This window comes from Streptomyces sp. V4I2, assembly GCF_030817655.1.
Classification (GTDB): Bacteria; Actinomycetota; Actinomycetes; order Streptomycetales; family Streptomycetaceae; genus Streptomyces; species Streptomyces plumbiresistens.
In genome coordinates, this window is the sequence record NZ_JAUSZM010000003.1 from 1,256,604 (window position 1) to 1,269,427 (window position 12,824).

Genomic DNA, 12,824 nt, shown 5'->3' on the forward strand with positions numbered 1-12,824 from the left:
TGAGTGGTATGCCGGGGTCAGTGGTGTGCGGTTCCCGACAACAGGTGCAGCCGCAGGGCGAGTTGGATCTCCAGGGCACGCGCGGGGCTCTGCCAGTCGTCACCGAGGAGACGGCCGACGCGTTCCAGGCGCTGGGCGACCGTGTTCACGTGGACGTGCAGCTCGTCCTTCGTGCGAGCCGGGCTCATCCCGCAGGCGAAGTACGCGTCGAGAGTGCGCACCAGGTCAGTGCCGCGCCGTTCGTCGTAGGCCACGACCTGGCCGATGGTGCGGTCGACGAAGCCGGCGATGTCCCGGTCGCCGGCCAGCAGCAGCCCCAGGAAGCCGAAGTCCTCCGCGGCGGCCCCGTCGCCGGAGCGGCCGAGCAGCCGCAGGGCGTCGAGGCAGCGCCGTCCCTCCGCGTAGCCGACGGCCACGGCGTCCGGGTGGGCGGCGAGGTCCTCGACCGGGGCGGAGGCGCCGACCGTGACCGCCTCGTGCACGGCGGTACCGAGGTGACGGGCGGTGCGGCGGGCCAGCTCCGTCGCGGTGTCCCCCGGTTCCAGGGGCAGCAGCAGGACGGTGCCGCCGTCGCGGGCGGCCGCCAGTCCGTGCCGGGTGGCGGCGAGGTGGGACGCCGCTGACCACAGGCGTCTGCGGGCGGCCGCTTCCTGGTCGGCGTCGGCCGCGGCGCCGACCAGGCGGGCGGCGAGTACGACGTGGCCGGCGTCGAGGTCGGCGTGCAGCCGGGACGCGCGCTCGCGCAGCAGGCGCGGGTCACGGTCGCGGGCGTCGAGCAGGTCGTCCAACAGCTCACCGCGCACGCGTTGTTCCGCTTCCGCGGCGGAGCGCCGGGCGAGCAGCAGCAGCGAGGTGACCATGGCGGCGCGCTCCAGGGTGCGCTGGTCGACGGGGTCGAGCCCCGGGTGTCCGCGCAGCACGAGAGCGCCGAGGAGTTCGCCGCCGGCGGAGACGGCGGCGATCCAGTCGTCCGCGTGCCGCACCGCGTGTCCCTCGGCCCGGGACACCTCGAGGGCCTCGGCGGGTGCGGTGGCGGCCTCGGTGAACTCGACCGTGCCGTCGAGGACTTCGGAGACCGCGGCGGCCACGTCGTGGACCCCGCCGCCGCGCAGCACGAGTTCGGCGAGCCGGTCGTGGACGTCGGAGGCACGCTCGATGACGCCGCTGCGGTCCTGGATGATCTCGTTGGCCCGCTCCAGGTCGGCGAGGGCCGAGCGGGTCTCGGTGAGGAGGTTCGCGGTGTCGATGGCGGCCGCGGCCAGCGCTGCGAAGGAGCCGAGCAGCGCGATCTGCTCCCGTTCGAAGACCCGGGCTCGCCGGTCCGCCGCGAAGAGGACCCCGATGACGTGGTGCCCCAGCATCAGGGGCACACCGAGGATGGCGACCAGGCCCTCGTCCCGCACGCCCGCGTCGATGGCGTGGGTGTGCTGGAAACGGTCGTCCTCGAAATAGTCGTCGGTGACGTACGGCCGGGCCGTCTGCGCGACCAGGCCGCCGAGGCCCTCCCCCATCCCGAGCCGCAGCTGCTGGAAGCGGGCCGCGACCGAGCCCTCGGTGACCCGCATGTAGGTGTCACCCCGCACCGGGTCGTTCAGGCTGAGGTAGGCGACGTCGGTGCCGAGCAGCGACCGGGCGCGTTGCACGATCGCCTGCAGCACCGCGTCCAGGTCGCGCAGCCCGGCCAGGTCGTGGGCGGTCTCGAAGAGCGCGGACAGTTCGGCCTCCCGCCGACGCCGCCCCTCCAGCTCCGAGCGCACCCGCAGCGCCAGCAGCTTGGCCTGCTCCAGCGCGCGGATCCACTCGGCCGGCCGCCCCTCGGCACGGGCGAGCAGCACCGGCTGCTCATAGGTGTCGGCGGACGCGCCGCGGGCGAGCAGCTCGAGGAACGGCGCCTCGGCGCCGGCTGCGGACGCTGCCGCGGCGGCGTCGGAACGCTCGGCGGACTGCACGTGATCGCGGGACATGTTCACAGGATTCACCATCACCCGACCGGCCCGTCAGCCCTGTGGAAAACTTCGCGGGCGGCCGACGCCGCCCCCGCTCAGTGCGCGGTCCAGCCGCCGTCGAGGACGAGCGAGGTACCGGTCACGAACGACGCCTGCGGGCCGCACAGGTAGGCCACGGCCTCCGCGACCTCCTCGGGCTCGATCAGCCGTTTGACGGCACTGTCCTGCAGCAGCACCTCGGCGAGCACGCGTTCTTCGGGGATGCCGTGCGCTCGGGACTGGTCGGCGAGCTGCTGCTCGACCAGTGGGGTGCGCACATAGGCGGGGTTCACACAGTTCGAGGTGACGCCATGGGGTGCGCCTTCGAGGGCGGCCGTCTTGGACAGCCCCTCCAGGCCGTGTTTGGCGGCCACATAGGCCGACTTGTAGGCCGAGGCGCGCAGACCGTGGACGGAGGACACGTTGACGATACGGCCCCACCCCTGCCCGTACATGTGCGGCAGCGCGCCTCGGATCAGCCGGAACGGCGCCTCCAGCATCACGGTGAGCACCGTGTGGAACACGTCGGGCGGGAACTCCTCGATGGGCCGCACGAGTTGCAGCCCGGCGTTGTTGACGAGGACGTCGGTGCCCGCGGCCGCGAGTTCGGCGGCGTCCAGGTCGGTGAGGTCGAGGACGTGCGGTTCGAGGGTGCCCGCGAGGCCCCGGGCCTGGTCGGCGAGCGTCTCGAGACCCGCCGCGTCCCGGTCGACCGCCCGCACCTTGGCGCCGGCGGCCGCGAGCCGCAGCGCACAGGCACGGCCGATACCGCCGGCGGCACCGGTGACGAGGGCGGTGCGGCCGCCGAGGTCGAGCAGGGAGGCGGGAGCGCCGAGGGGGCCCGGGTGGGCACTGCTAGCGGTCATGTCCCGACCCTAGGCAGCAACCAAGCCCCGCCCCATGTGGTCACCACCCACACTTCACTCGGAACTCGTGGGGTCGAACCATGTGGGTGCGTCCGACAGTGCCTGCTTGATCCGCTGGTGCGCGAAGTCGCTCAGCTCCGGCAGGGCGTCCACCGCGAACCACCCCACCTCCAGTGACTCGTCGTCGTTCACCCGAGCCTCACCGCCGAGGGCCCGACAGCGGAACGAGATGTCCATGTACTGGCAGATGTCGCCGTTCTCGTACGTGACGGGCTTCAGCGACTCGACGACGATCACCCGCTCCACCTCGCAGTGCACCCCCGTCTCCTCCTCGACCTCGCGCACGGCGCAGGCGGCGGGCTGCTCCCCCGGCTCCGGGATGCCGCCGATCAGTGCCCATTTGCGGGTGTCCGTACGGCGGTTGAGCAGCACTCTGCCCTCGTCGTCGAAGACGACGACGCTGACGCCGGGCAGCCACAGCAACTCGTGGCCGATGGAAGCCCGGAGCGTACGGATGAAGTCAGGAGTAGCCATGGCCCCGACCCTAACGGGCGGGTTCCGTTACCCCGGCGTTCTTGACCGGGCGTCCGACGGGCGTACGGCTACACGCCACCGGCGCGCCGCCCGCGCACTCCGGCACCGATCGCCCAGCCGAGTCCGCCGGCCGCGATCAGGACCAGGGCGATCTCGGGCAGGATCCCCAGCTGCGTGGCGGGGGTCTGCGAGGACCGCAGCGGCACCTTCTGGACCAGCGAGTCGGCGACGAACATGCCGGTCTTCTGTGTGATCCTCCCGTCCGGCATGATGATCGCGCTGACGCCGCTGGTCACCGGAACGGTGACGGTCCGGCTGTGCTCGACGGCGCGGACCCGGGACATGGCGAGCTGCTGGTAGGTCATCTCGCTGCGGTCGAAGGTCGCGTTGTTGCTGGGCACGGAGATCATCTGCGCGCCGTCGGTGACCTCGGAGCGCACGGCCCAGTCGAAGGCGGCCTCGTAGCAGGTGACCAGGCCGACCTTGGCGCCGTCCATGTCGAAGACGCCCGGCTTGCTGCCCCGGCTGAAGTCCTGGCTGACCATGGAGGTCCAGTTGTCGTTGATCGCGCCGATGAGCGAGCGCAGCGGGAGGTACTCGCCGAAGGGCTGGATCTGCCGCTTGTCGTAGGTGTCGACGGGTCCCTTGACCGGGTCCCAGAGGATCTGCTCGTTGTAGAGCTTGCCGTCCCGCTCGACGACACCGCCGACGGAGATCGGCACACCGATCGCCTTGACCGCCTCGTCGATGACGGCGCGCGCGTCGGCGTTGGCGAACGGATCGATGTCGGAGGAGTTCTCCGGCCACAGGACGAAGTCGGGCTTGGCGACCTTGCCCGCCTTGACCTCGGCGGCCAGCCGTTCGGTCTCGCGCGCGTGGTAGTCCAGCACGGCCCGCCGCTGGGCGTTGAACTCCAGTCCGGCACGGGGCACGTTGCCCTGGATGACCGCGACGGTCACGGTGCCGTCCTCGGCCTTGTCGCTCACCAGCGGCCGGGCGGCCACCGCGCCCACCACGGGTACGGCCACACTCAGCAGGGCGACGGCCGCCGCCGACCGCCGGACCACGCGCGTGCGCCGCCCTTCGACGGCCAGGCGTACGACCTCGTAGAGGCCGAAGCCGCACAGGACGACCGCGAAGCCGAGCACCGGAGTGCCGCCCACCGCGGCGAGCGGCAGGAACACGCCGTCCGCCTGGCCGAACGCGACCTTGCCCCAGGGGAAGCCGTTGAAGGGCACACGCGCGCGTGCCGCCTCGCCGGCGACCCAGATCGCGGCCGCCCAGACGGGCGAGCCCGGGAGTCTGGACACCGCGGCGACGCCCGCGCCGACCAGCGCGACGAAGATCGCCTCGATCACGACCAGCGCGATCCAGGGCCCGGGGCCGACCTCCACGCCGGTCCACACCAGCAGCGGCAGCAGGAAGCCCAGGCCGAAGAGGTAGCCGAGACCGAGGCCCGCCTTCCAGCCACGGCCGCGCAGCACCCAGCCGAAGACGGCGAAGGCGGGCAGGGCCAGCCACCACAGGGTGCGCGGCGGGAAACTGACGTAGAGCAGCACTCCGGAGAGCGCGGCTGCGGCGGCCGGGGCGAGACGACGCAGGAGCCGCGCCCCGCGTGCTGCGGGCGCGGTCGGGGGCTGCACCTGGTCCGACTCGTCCACGGAAGTTGCGGTGACGGTCACCTGGGGAGTGTACGGCGGGTGACCTCGGCACCGACAGCACGGTCCGTCCGGTCACAGAGGATGCATTCCCGCACATCGGACGCATCGTTCCTGTGCAACTCGGTCCAACTCGTCCACAAACCGCTCATCAGCCGTTACGGTGTGCCGGAGTCTTTGGTCGTACGGGCCGGTAACGCCCGCGGCGGCCAGGACCGTCACAGGTCGGGGGCGACCGGGTTCGGGGGGCGGGGTGGGTTCCACGGGGATGACGGCTGTGGCCGGACCGGATGAGGACGGCGACAGACGAAACCTTTCTGACGCGATGGGGGTCGTGGTGCTGGCGGCCTGCGCCGTCTGGTCCCTGGTCACGGCGGCCGCGCACGACGGCCGTCCCGAGGGCGTCCTGCTCGCGGTCCTGGCCGTGGCGGCCGGTTACGCCGCGGGGCGGATCTGCGGATCGCTCCTGCCGGTCGCGGCGCCCTGCGCCGGTGCCCTGGCCGGGCTCGGCCTCACGGTGGGTCGGCCGCACCTCTCCGCCGGTCCGGAGATCGTGGCGCCGCTGGGGCAGGAGGGCGCCACCGCCGCCCTGCTGACCCTGGCCGCCGGCGCCGCGTGCTGCGCCGCCTGGTCCGCCACAGCGCCCGCCCTCCGGCTCGCCCTGCGGGCCCTGGCCGCCGGAACCGCGGTGACCGCGGCCGTTCTCGGTTCGGTCGCCGGGTTCCTCGCCTGCACCGCGGTGCTGCTGTGCTCGCTCGCCGCGGGCCGGATGCGCCGCCGCGGCCTCGGCCTCGCGGGACTTGCCCTGTCCGCGGCCCTTATGACGGGGCTGACCTGGGCGGTCGCCGGGAACGCGATGCCGGACGGGCTGGAGGTGTCCCTGGAGGGACAGCTGACCCAGCACCGGCTCGGACTGTGGCACGACGCGCTGCACATGGCACACCAGGAGGCGGGGCTGGGCGTCGGCCCGGGACGGTTCGGGGAGCTGAGCCAGACGGCGACCCAGACACTGCTGTCCGACGGCAAGCCCCACTCGGCGCCGCTCCAGCAGGCGGCCGAACAGGGAATCGTCGGCGTGGTCCTGCTGGCGACGGTCTTCTGCTGGGTCTTGTACGCGCTGTGGCGGACCCGGCAGCCGACACCGGTCGCGCTGACCGCGGGCGCGGCCCTGACGGCGTTGGCGGCGATCGCTTGTGTCGGCAACGCGCTGAGCTTCACCACCGTGTCGGCGGGCGCGGGGCTGCTGGCCGGACTGGCCACGGCACGCCCCTTCGCGCAGGAGCCGCCGGGGCACGAGAAGGACGTACGTCCACGTGGTGACCGGCTGACCTCGTGAGCCTCGGCGGCGTCAGCGGTCTGCTCGACCGGACGGCCTCAGGGCCTGGCGCCGGCGGTGCCCGACCTCAGCCGGTCACGGATGACTCGTACGGCCGCCTCCGCGTCGTCCACGGTGATGGTGAACGTGTGGCCGTCCCACAGCTGCAGGACCACGCCCTCGCCGCGTCGTACGACGACCGCGGTGCCCTTCTCGGGGCGCCAGCGGTAACCCCAGCCGCCCCAGTGCCGCGGGGTGACGAGCGGTTCGAACTCGGCGCCCGCGACGTGTGCCAGGGGGATGCGGCGGCGCGGCACGCCCATGTGGCCGCAGCGCACCTCCAGGGACTCCTTGTCGACCTTGAGGGCGACGTGCACGAACGCGAGGGTGCCGAAGAGGACCAGCAGTCCGGCCGCGATGCAGCCGACGACGGACATGACGAGCGGGGCGATGCCGGACGTCCACGCCGAGTCGACGGCCAGCTCGATGCCGAGCGCCAGGCAGGCGGCTCCGGCGAGCGCCAGCAGCCACTGGATCCGGTTGGAGGCCCGTCCGGTCCAGACGTCGGGGTGCGGAGTGTTCTCGCCGCGGGGGTGGTCCCTCATGCGTACGAGACTACTCAGAATTCGCTGCGCGGGTAGCGCGTCGCGGAGAGTGACTGCTCCGGGTGGGGCAACGGAGGCCGGACGTCCGCTTTTGTCCGCCCCGGCGTACGCGCCGCATACGGAGGACGTCAGAGGACGTCTGCGTGGTTACCGCGCGGGGCTGACCGTCGCGAGGAGCCGGCCCTCCTCGTAGGCCAGCGCGGGCTCGGGCAGGCTCCCCTCGCGTCCGCTCAGCAGCACCGTCAGGGTTCCGTCGGCCACCGCCCGGGGGGCGGGCTGCTCGCCGAGCCGGCGCAGCGCCTGGGCGGCGACCGCTCCCGCGGAGCCGTGCAGGACGAGCGGCGGGAAGCCGGGGCGCTGCACCGCGGCGCGGATGCGCTCCGAGACCAGCTCGTAATGGGTGCAACCCAGGACGACGGTCGTTACCTCGTCCGGGGTCAGGGCCGCGGCAGCGGCGACGGCGGCCTCGATGGCCGCCTCGTCGGCGTGCTCGACGGCCTCGGCAAGACCGTGACAGGGCACCTCGGTGACCGCCACGCCGTCGGCGAAGTCCTCGATGAGGCCGCGCTGGTAAGGGCTGCCCGTCGTGGCGGGCGTCGCCCAGATCGCAAAGGGGCCGCCGCCGGCCGCGGCCGGCTTGATCGCGGGGACCGTGCCGATGACCGGGATGCCGGGTTCGAGGCGGGCGCGCAGGGTCGGCAGCGCGTGCACGGTGGCGGTGTTGCAGCCGATGATCAGGGCGTCGGGCCGGTGCGCGGCGGCGGCCTCGGCGACGGCGACGGCACGCCGGGTGAGGTCCTGAGGGGTCCTGGGGCCCCAGGGCATGCCGTCGGGGTCCAAAGAGAGGACGAGATCTGCGTCGGGTCGCAGACGCCGTACCGCGGCGGTGGCCGCCAGCAGCCCGATCCCGGAGTCCATGAGCGCGATCTTCACCCCGCCACGATAGACGATGCGCCCTTACGGGCCGGGCCCGTGGGGCAGACTGCGCCTGTGAGCGCCATCGTGTGGACTGCCGCCGGATCACTCGCCGCCTGGCTGTGGCTGCTGCTCTGCCAGGGCTTCTTCTGGCGCACGGACGTCAGACTGCCGCCCAGGACCGACCCTGAGGACTGGCCGCCGGTCTGTGTGGTCGTACCGGCGCGCGACGAGGCCGAGGTGCTGCCGGCGAGTCTGCCGTCGCTGCTCCTCCAGGACTATCCGGGGCGGGCGGAGGTCTTCCTCGTGGACGACGGCAGTTCGGACGGCACCGGGGAGATGGCGCACGAACTGGCACGGCGCCACGGAGGGCTGCCGCTGACCGTGACCTCGCCCGGCGAGCCGCCCGCGGGCTGGACCGGCAAGCTCTGGGCGGTGCGCCACGGCATCGGCCTGGCACGCGCGCGTGCCCCCGAGTACCTGCTGCTGACGGACGCCGACATCGCCCACGCCCCGGACAGCCTTCGGCAGTTGGTCGCGGCGGCCCGCACCGGGGGCTTCGACCTCGTCTCCCAGATGGCCCGGCTGCGGGTGGCGAGCCTGTGGGAACGCCTTGTGGTGCCGGCCTTCGTCTACTTCTTCGCGCAGTTGTACCCGTTCCGCCGGATCGGCGTCCGTGGGGCACGGACGGCGGCCGCGGCGGGCGGCTGTGTGCTGCTGCGCACCGAGGCGGCCGAACGGGCGCGGATCCCGGACGCCATCCGGCAGGCCGTCATCGACGACGTGGCACTCGCACGGGCCGTCAAGGGCGGCGGCGGACACATCTGGCTGGGGCTGGCGGAACGAGTGGACAGTGTGCGCCCCTACCCGCGGCTGCACGACCTGTGGCGCATGGTGTCGCGCAGCGCGTACGCGCAGTTGCGGCACAACCCTCTGCTGCTGACCGGAACGGTGGCCGGGCTGGTGCTGGTGTATCTCGTGCCGCCCGTGGCCCTGGTCGCGGGTCTGGCGACGGGACGTACGGCGGCCGTGGTCCTCGGTGGCCTCGCGTGGCTGGTGATGACGGGGACGTACGTCCCGATGCTCCGCTACTACGGTCAGCCGCTGTGGCTCGCTCCCCTGCTGCCGTTCACCGCGTTTCTCTACCTCCTCATGACGGTCGACTCGGCGGTGCAGCACTACAGGGGACGCGGTGCGGCGTGGAAGGGCCGTACCTACGCGCGGCCGGACGCCGTGGTGGGCGACGAGACCTGAGCGGTCACTTCCTGCCCGGGGTCCAGTTCATGCCCCACCCGTACGCGTAGTCGACGGTCCTTTGGGGGCTCACCCCGCGTTCGGGCACCAGGTAGCGGGCCTCGCGCTGGACGACCAGGTCGCTGCCGGTGTTGGTGATCAGGGCGAGCGCGCACACCGTCGACGGGACGGTGCACTCGTCGAGGGAGAAGTCGATCGCGGCGCCGTGCTGCGGCTGGAGCGTGACGGTGGCCTTCAGCTCGGCGAAGGAGCGCGCTCCCTCGTAGATGGTGACGAAGACGAGGATGCGGCGGAAGGCCCGCTGGTGGTCGAGGTTGACGGTGAGGTTCTCACCGCTCGCGACGGCGCCGGTGCGGTCGTCGCCGTCGAGATGGATGTACGGGGGTTGGTGCAGGGCGCCGAAGGCGTTGCCGAGCGACTGCACGACTCCCTTGCTGCCGTCGGCGAGTTCGTACAGGGCGCACAGGTCGAGGTCGAGGTCGGCGTGCATCGCGACCGCCCGGCCCAGTTTGCTGCCCCAGCCCGAGAACTGCTTGCGCATCTCCCAGTTGAGGTTCACCCGCAGGGCGCCCGAAGTGCCGCCCTGTTTGGTGAGCGACACGGAGGGGGCGGCCTTGGTCAGAGTCACCTTGGTGAGACGGACCGGGGATGCCGCGGGAGGGGGCGGCGGCGCGGCGGCGGGGACCGTGACGGGTGCGGCCTGCTGCGGTTCGTCGACGGTGATCCCGAAGTCCCTGGCGAGGCCTTCCAGGCCGCTGCCGTAGCCCTGTCCCACGGCCCGGAATTTCCAGGCGCCCTGACGACGGTAGAACTCACCGAGAACGAAAGCGGTTTCTACCGTGGCGCCCTCACTGTCGAAACGCGCGACCACGGTGGATTGAGCCTCCTCACGGACCTCGATATAGAGGTCCGGCACCGCTGCGAAAGTGCCACCGTCCGCGGAGGCGGCGAGGACGACCGTCTCGATCGCGGGCTCCACGCGCGCGAGGTCGACGAGCAGGGTGTCGGTCACCCGGCCGCCCTCATCACGTTTGCCCTCGTGGCGGACGGCGCCGGAGGCGTGCACCGGCTGGTTGTAGAAGACGAAGTCGACGTCGGAACGGACCTTCCCGCCGACCAGCAGCAGCGCCGAGGCGTCCACGTCGGGGACACCAGCACCCGAACGCCACCCCAATTCGACGCGCAGCGCCATCGACGGCACCGGAACATTCGACCCTTTCGGCATTGACATGTCCGCCCCCATCGCGTGTCACCGCGCCGGGTACGCCCCGGCACTCGCCTCGTGCTGCCTACCCGCCAACCTATTCCCCGAGCCGGCGAACTCCCATGAACAGCACAGGAAGACCGGTGATCAACCGCCGGTAACCCCCCGGGAACTCGGCCTTTACATGAGAATCACCCTGTCCGCCGTCCCTTTTTGCCAAGTTCGCTCGCATTGGGGATCCCGCGTCACTGCCGACACGGAAAACAACCCTCTTATCGGTCTCCCCAACCAGCACATCGTGGGCTTAACTTATGTGCCATGACCTCCCCCCGCTCCACTTATGGCGGCGGCTACTACTCCGCCTCCTTCCCGGACACTCCGATCTACGACAGGCTCGTGGCCGAGCGGGGGACCCCGCAGATCGCTCCGATCCGGGTCCCCGCCGAGTACGACACGCCGCGCAGCTATCTGCCCGCGCTGCCGTCGGCACTCCCCGCCCTTCCGGCGGGGCCGTCCCAGCAGCCCTCCTACGGCTATCCACAGGCACAGCAGCCCGCACCGCTCCAGCAGGCGCCCGCGGCGTACATCCCGCAGCAGGCCGCCGCGCCACGCGGCTATCCCGGTCCGCAGGCGCAGCAACCGCGCCAGCCGGGCCCGGGGATGGGCACCGGCTACGAGGCGATGCGCCCCGCGGCTCCCCGGCCCGCACCGGCTCCCTACCAGGACCCGTACAACAACCAGCACAACCAGCAGTACCGCGGCTACTAAAAAATCCTTTCCGGGCTGTCGGTGCCGACTGGCACGATGGCCCCATGGGGAGCGCACAGCTGCAGTCGATTCATGTTCATCCGGTCAAGGCGTTCCGGGGCCAGGCGCCCCGGGAGGCCGTCGTGGAGCCCTGGGGGCTGGCCGGTGACCGACGCTGGGTACTGGTCGACGACGGGGGAAAGGTCGTCACGCAACGCGAGCAACCGCGCCTCGCGTTGGCCGCCGCCGAGCTGCTGCCCGGCGGCGGCGTTCGTCTGTCCGCGCCCGGCATGGACACGTTGACGGTGCCCGTGCCGCGGCCGGACGTCAGCGTGCCGGTGAACGTCTTCCGCGACAAGGTCGAAGCGGTGCCGGCCGACAGCGACGCCGTGCATGCCTGGTGCAGCGAGTACCTCGGCGCCGAGCTGCGCCTGATCCACATGGCCGACCCCGCCACCTGCCGGCCCGTCGACCCGGAGTTCGCGCTGCCGGGCGAGACCGTGTCGTTCGCGGACGGCTATCCGCTGCTGCTCACCTCGGCGGCCTCTCTCGACGCCCTCAACTCCCTGATCGCCCAGGGTGACCACGCGGCCGAGGGCCCGCTGCCCATGAACCGCTTCCGGCCCAACGTCGTCGTGTCGGGTACCGCCGCCTGGGCCGAGGACGAATGGTCGCGCCTCTCCATCGGCGACGTCGTCTTCCGGGTCGCCAAGATGTCCGGGCGGTGCGTCGTGACCACGACCGACCAGAGCACCGCCGACCGCGGCCGGGAACCCCTGCGCACCCTCGGCCGGCACCGGCGCTTCGGCGGCAAGCTCGTCTTCGGGCAGAACCTGGTGCCCCTCTCCCCCGGCACGATCAGGGTCGGCGATCCGGTGACCGCTCTCGAGTAGAGCGCACCGAGCGGAGCCGGATCGGGCGGAGCGGATCGGGCGGGAAGCCGGATCACGGGAACCCGGTCCGGGGGCCCGGGCGTTGGGTTCGTGAGAAGTTCATGAGAGGACCCGGCCACAGGTGATTTCGCTCTCTCTTTGACCGGGCCCGCGCGTGAACGGCTCCGCCGGGGGTTATCACGGAGCGGGAAGGGGGTGCGGGACGGTGCGAGCGATCAGTGGAGTCTGGCGCTGGCGGCGCAACCCGTTGCGCCGTGCGACCGATCTGGCCGAGGCCTGGGTGGCCCTCGTGACCCTGCTGCTGATCCTGGTCGTCGGACCCGTCATCGGCGCACTCGTCGGCGGCGTCGCCGAGGACGCGCTGCAGCGGTCCGTGCGCGAGCAGCGCGAGTCGCGCCACCTGGTGACAGCCACCGTGGTCCGCAAGCTGGACCGCTCTCCTCTGGACGCCGACCCGGAGTCCTCCTCGGGCCGGGATCTGCGCAGCCGGGTGGAGGCCGACTGGACCGCCCCGGACGGCACCGCGCACCACGGCACGGTCGTGGCCGCCCTCGAGAGTCCGCACCGCGGCGACCACTTCACCCTGTGGGCGGACGAGCACGGCCGCCTGGTCGCCCGGCCGCTCGACTCCGCCACCGCGACCACCCATGCCGTCCTGGCCGGCTTCGGCGCGGCCCTGCTCACCGCGGTCCTCGTCGGGGCGGGCAGAAGGCTCGCACTCTGGCGCATGGTCCGTCGCCGGTACGCCCGTTGGGACCAGGCCTGGGAGCGTGCGGGCCCGGACTGGGGCAGGACCGGCACCGGCAGCTGACAGCCTTCCGGCTCTGGTCAACCCACCGCCTGCGCGC

12 protein-coding genes are annotated in these 12,824 nt (G+C 72.3%); 5 read left to right on the forward strand and 7 right to left on the reverse strand.

Features of this window, described 5'->3' with window-relative positions; genetic code table 11:
- Positions 1-17 precede the first annotated feature (17 nt).
- The 4 genes from QFZ76_RS06730 to lnt form a co-directional block, all read right to left on the reverse strand.
- The gene (locus QFZ76_RS06730) at positions 18-1,964 is read right to left on the reverse strand and encodes a GAF domain-containing protein (protein ID WP_307672839.1); all 1,947 of its coding nucleotides are present in this window, start codon (positions 1,962-1,964) and stop codon (positions 18-20) included.
- 77 nt (positions 1,965-2,041) lie between these two features.
- Positions 2,042-2,851, reverse strand: coding sequence for a 3-hydroxybutyrate dehydrogenase (locus QFZ76_RS06735; RefSeq protein WP_307672840.1), 810 nt, complete (start codon positions 2,849-2,851; stop codon positions 2,042-2,044).
- A gap of 54 nt (positions 2,852-2,905) precedes the next feature.
- Positions 2,906-3,385: an NUDIX domain-containing protein gene (locus QFZ76_RS06740; protein WP_307672841.1), complete on the reverse strand. Its 480-nt coding sequence runs from the start codon at positions 3,383-3,385 to the stop codon at positions 2,906-2,908.
- Between the two features lie 68 nt (positions 3,386-3,453).
- A complete protein-coding gene (gene lnt, locus QFZ76_RS06745; RefSeq protein ID WP_307672842.1) occupies positions 3,454-5,067 on the reverse strand; it encodes an apolipoprotein N-acyltransferase in 1,614 nt (537 codons plus the stop codon).
- Between the two features lie 301 nt (positions 5,068-5,368).
- Here lnt and QFZ76_RS06750 point away from each other — a divergent pair, with 301 nt between their 5' ends.
- Positions 5,369-6,379, forward strand: coding sequence for an O-antigen ligase (locus tag QFZ76_RS06750; protein WP_307672843.1), 1,011 nt, complete (start codon positions 5,369-5,371; stop codon positions 6,377-6,379).
- Between the two features lie 38 nt (positions 6,380-6,417).
- Here the strand turns inward: QFZ76_RS06750 and QFZ76_RS06755 are convergent, their stop codons facing one another.
- Positions 6,418-6,963: a hypothetical protein gene (locus tag QFZ76_RS06755; protein WP_307672844.1), complete on the reverse strand. Its 546-nt coding sequence runs from the start codon at positions 6,961-6,963 to the stop codon at positions 6,418-6,420.
- 147 nt (positions 6,964-7,110) lie between these two features.
- Positions 7,111-7,896: a glutamate racemase gene (locus QFZ76_RS06760; protein ID WP_266444931.1), complete on the reverse strand. Its 786-nt coding sequence runs from the start codon at positions 7,894-7,896 to the stop codon at positions 7,111-7,113.
- A gap of 69 nt (positions 7,897-7,965) precedes the next feature.
- Here QFZ76_RS06760 and QFZ76_RS06765 point away from each other — a divergent pair, with 69 nt between their 5' ends.
- Complete coding sequence (locus QFZ76_RS06765) at positions 7,966-9,132, forward strand: glycosyltransferase (RefSeq protein WP_373464502.1); 1,167 nt, start codon at positions 7,966-7,968, stop codon at positions 9,130-9,132.
- A 4-nt stretch (positions 9,133-9,136) separates the two neighbouring features.
- Here the strand turns inward: QFZ76_RS06765 and QFZ76_RS06770 are convergent, their stop codons facing one another.
- Positions 9,137-10,357: a TerD family protein gene (locus tag QFZ76_RS06770; RefSeq protein WP_307679948.1), complete on the reverse strand. Its 1,221-nt coding sequence runs from the start codon at positions 10,355-10,357 to the stop codon at positions 9,137-9,139.
- 297 nt (positions 10,358-10,654) lie between these two features.
- On the opposite strand from QFZ76_RS06770, the gene QFZ76_RS06775 reads away from it, so the two are divergent.
- From QFZ76_RS06775 to QFZ76_RS06785, 3 genes are all read left to right on the forward strand, one after another.
- Complete coding sequence (locus QFZ76_RS06775; RefSeq protein WP_307672846.1) at positions 10,655-11,104, forward strand: DUF6643 family protein; 450 nt, start codon at positions 10,655-10,657, stop codon at positions 11,102-11,104.
- A gap of 44 nt (positions 11,105-11,148) precedes the next feature.
- Positions 11,149-11,976: an MOSC domain-containing protein gene (locus tag QFZ76_RS06780; protein ID WP_307672847.1), complete on the forward strand. Its 828-nt coding sequence runs from the start codon at positions 11,149-11,151 to the stop codon at positions 11,974-11,976.
- Between the two features lie 205 nt (positions 11,977-12,181).
- A complete protein-coding gene (locus QFZ76_RS06785) occupies positions 12,182-12,787 on the forward strand; it encodes a hypothetical protein (protein WP_307672848.1) in 606 nt (201 codons plus the stop codon).
- The last annotated feature ends 37 nt before the right edge of the window (positions 12,788-12,824 follow it).

Bases quoted from the DNA above. Each gene is read 5' to 3' on its own strand.
- QFZ76_RS06730 (WP_307672839.1), bottom strand. From the start codon at position 1,964: ATGTCCCGCGATCACGTGCAGTCCGCCGAGCGTTCCGACGCCGCCGCG.
- QFZ76_RS06755 (WP_307672844.1), bottom strand. From the start codon at position 6,963: ATGAGGGACCACCCCCGCGGCGAGAACACTCCGCACCCCGACGTCTGG.
- QFZ76_RS06780 (WP_307672847.1), top strand. From the start codon at position 11,149: ATGGGGAGCGCACAGCTGCAGTCGATTCATGTTCATCCGGTCAAGGCG.
- QFZ76_RS06770 (WP_307679948.1), bottom strand. From the start codon at position 10,357: ATGCCGAAAGGGTCGAATGTTCCGGTGCCGTCGATGGCGCTGCGCGTC.
- QFZ76_RS06775 (WP_307672846.1), top strand. From the start codon at position 10,655: ATGACCTCCCCCCGCTCCACTTATGGCGGCGGCTACTACTCCGCCTCC.
- QFZ76_RS06750 (WP_307672843.1), top strand. From the start codon at position 5,369: ATGGGGGTCGTGGTGCTGGCGGCCTGCGCCGTCTGGTCCCTGGTCACG.
- QFZ76_RS06735 (WP_307672840.1), bottom strand. From the start codon at position 2,851: ATGACCGCTAGCAGTGCCCACCCGGGCCCCCTCGGCGCTCCCGCCTCC.
- QFZ76_RS06740 (WP_307672841.1), bottom strand. From the start codon at position 3,385: ATGGCTACTCCTGACTTCATCCGTACGCTCCGGGCTTCCATCGGCCAC.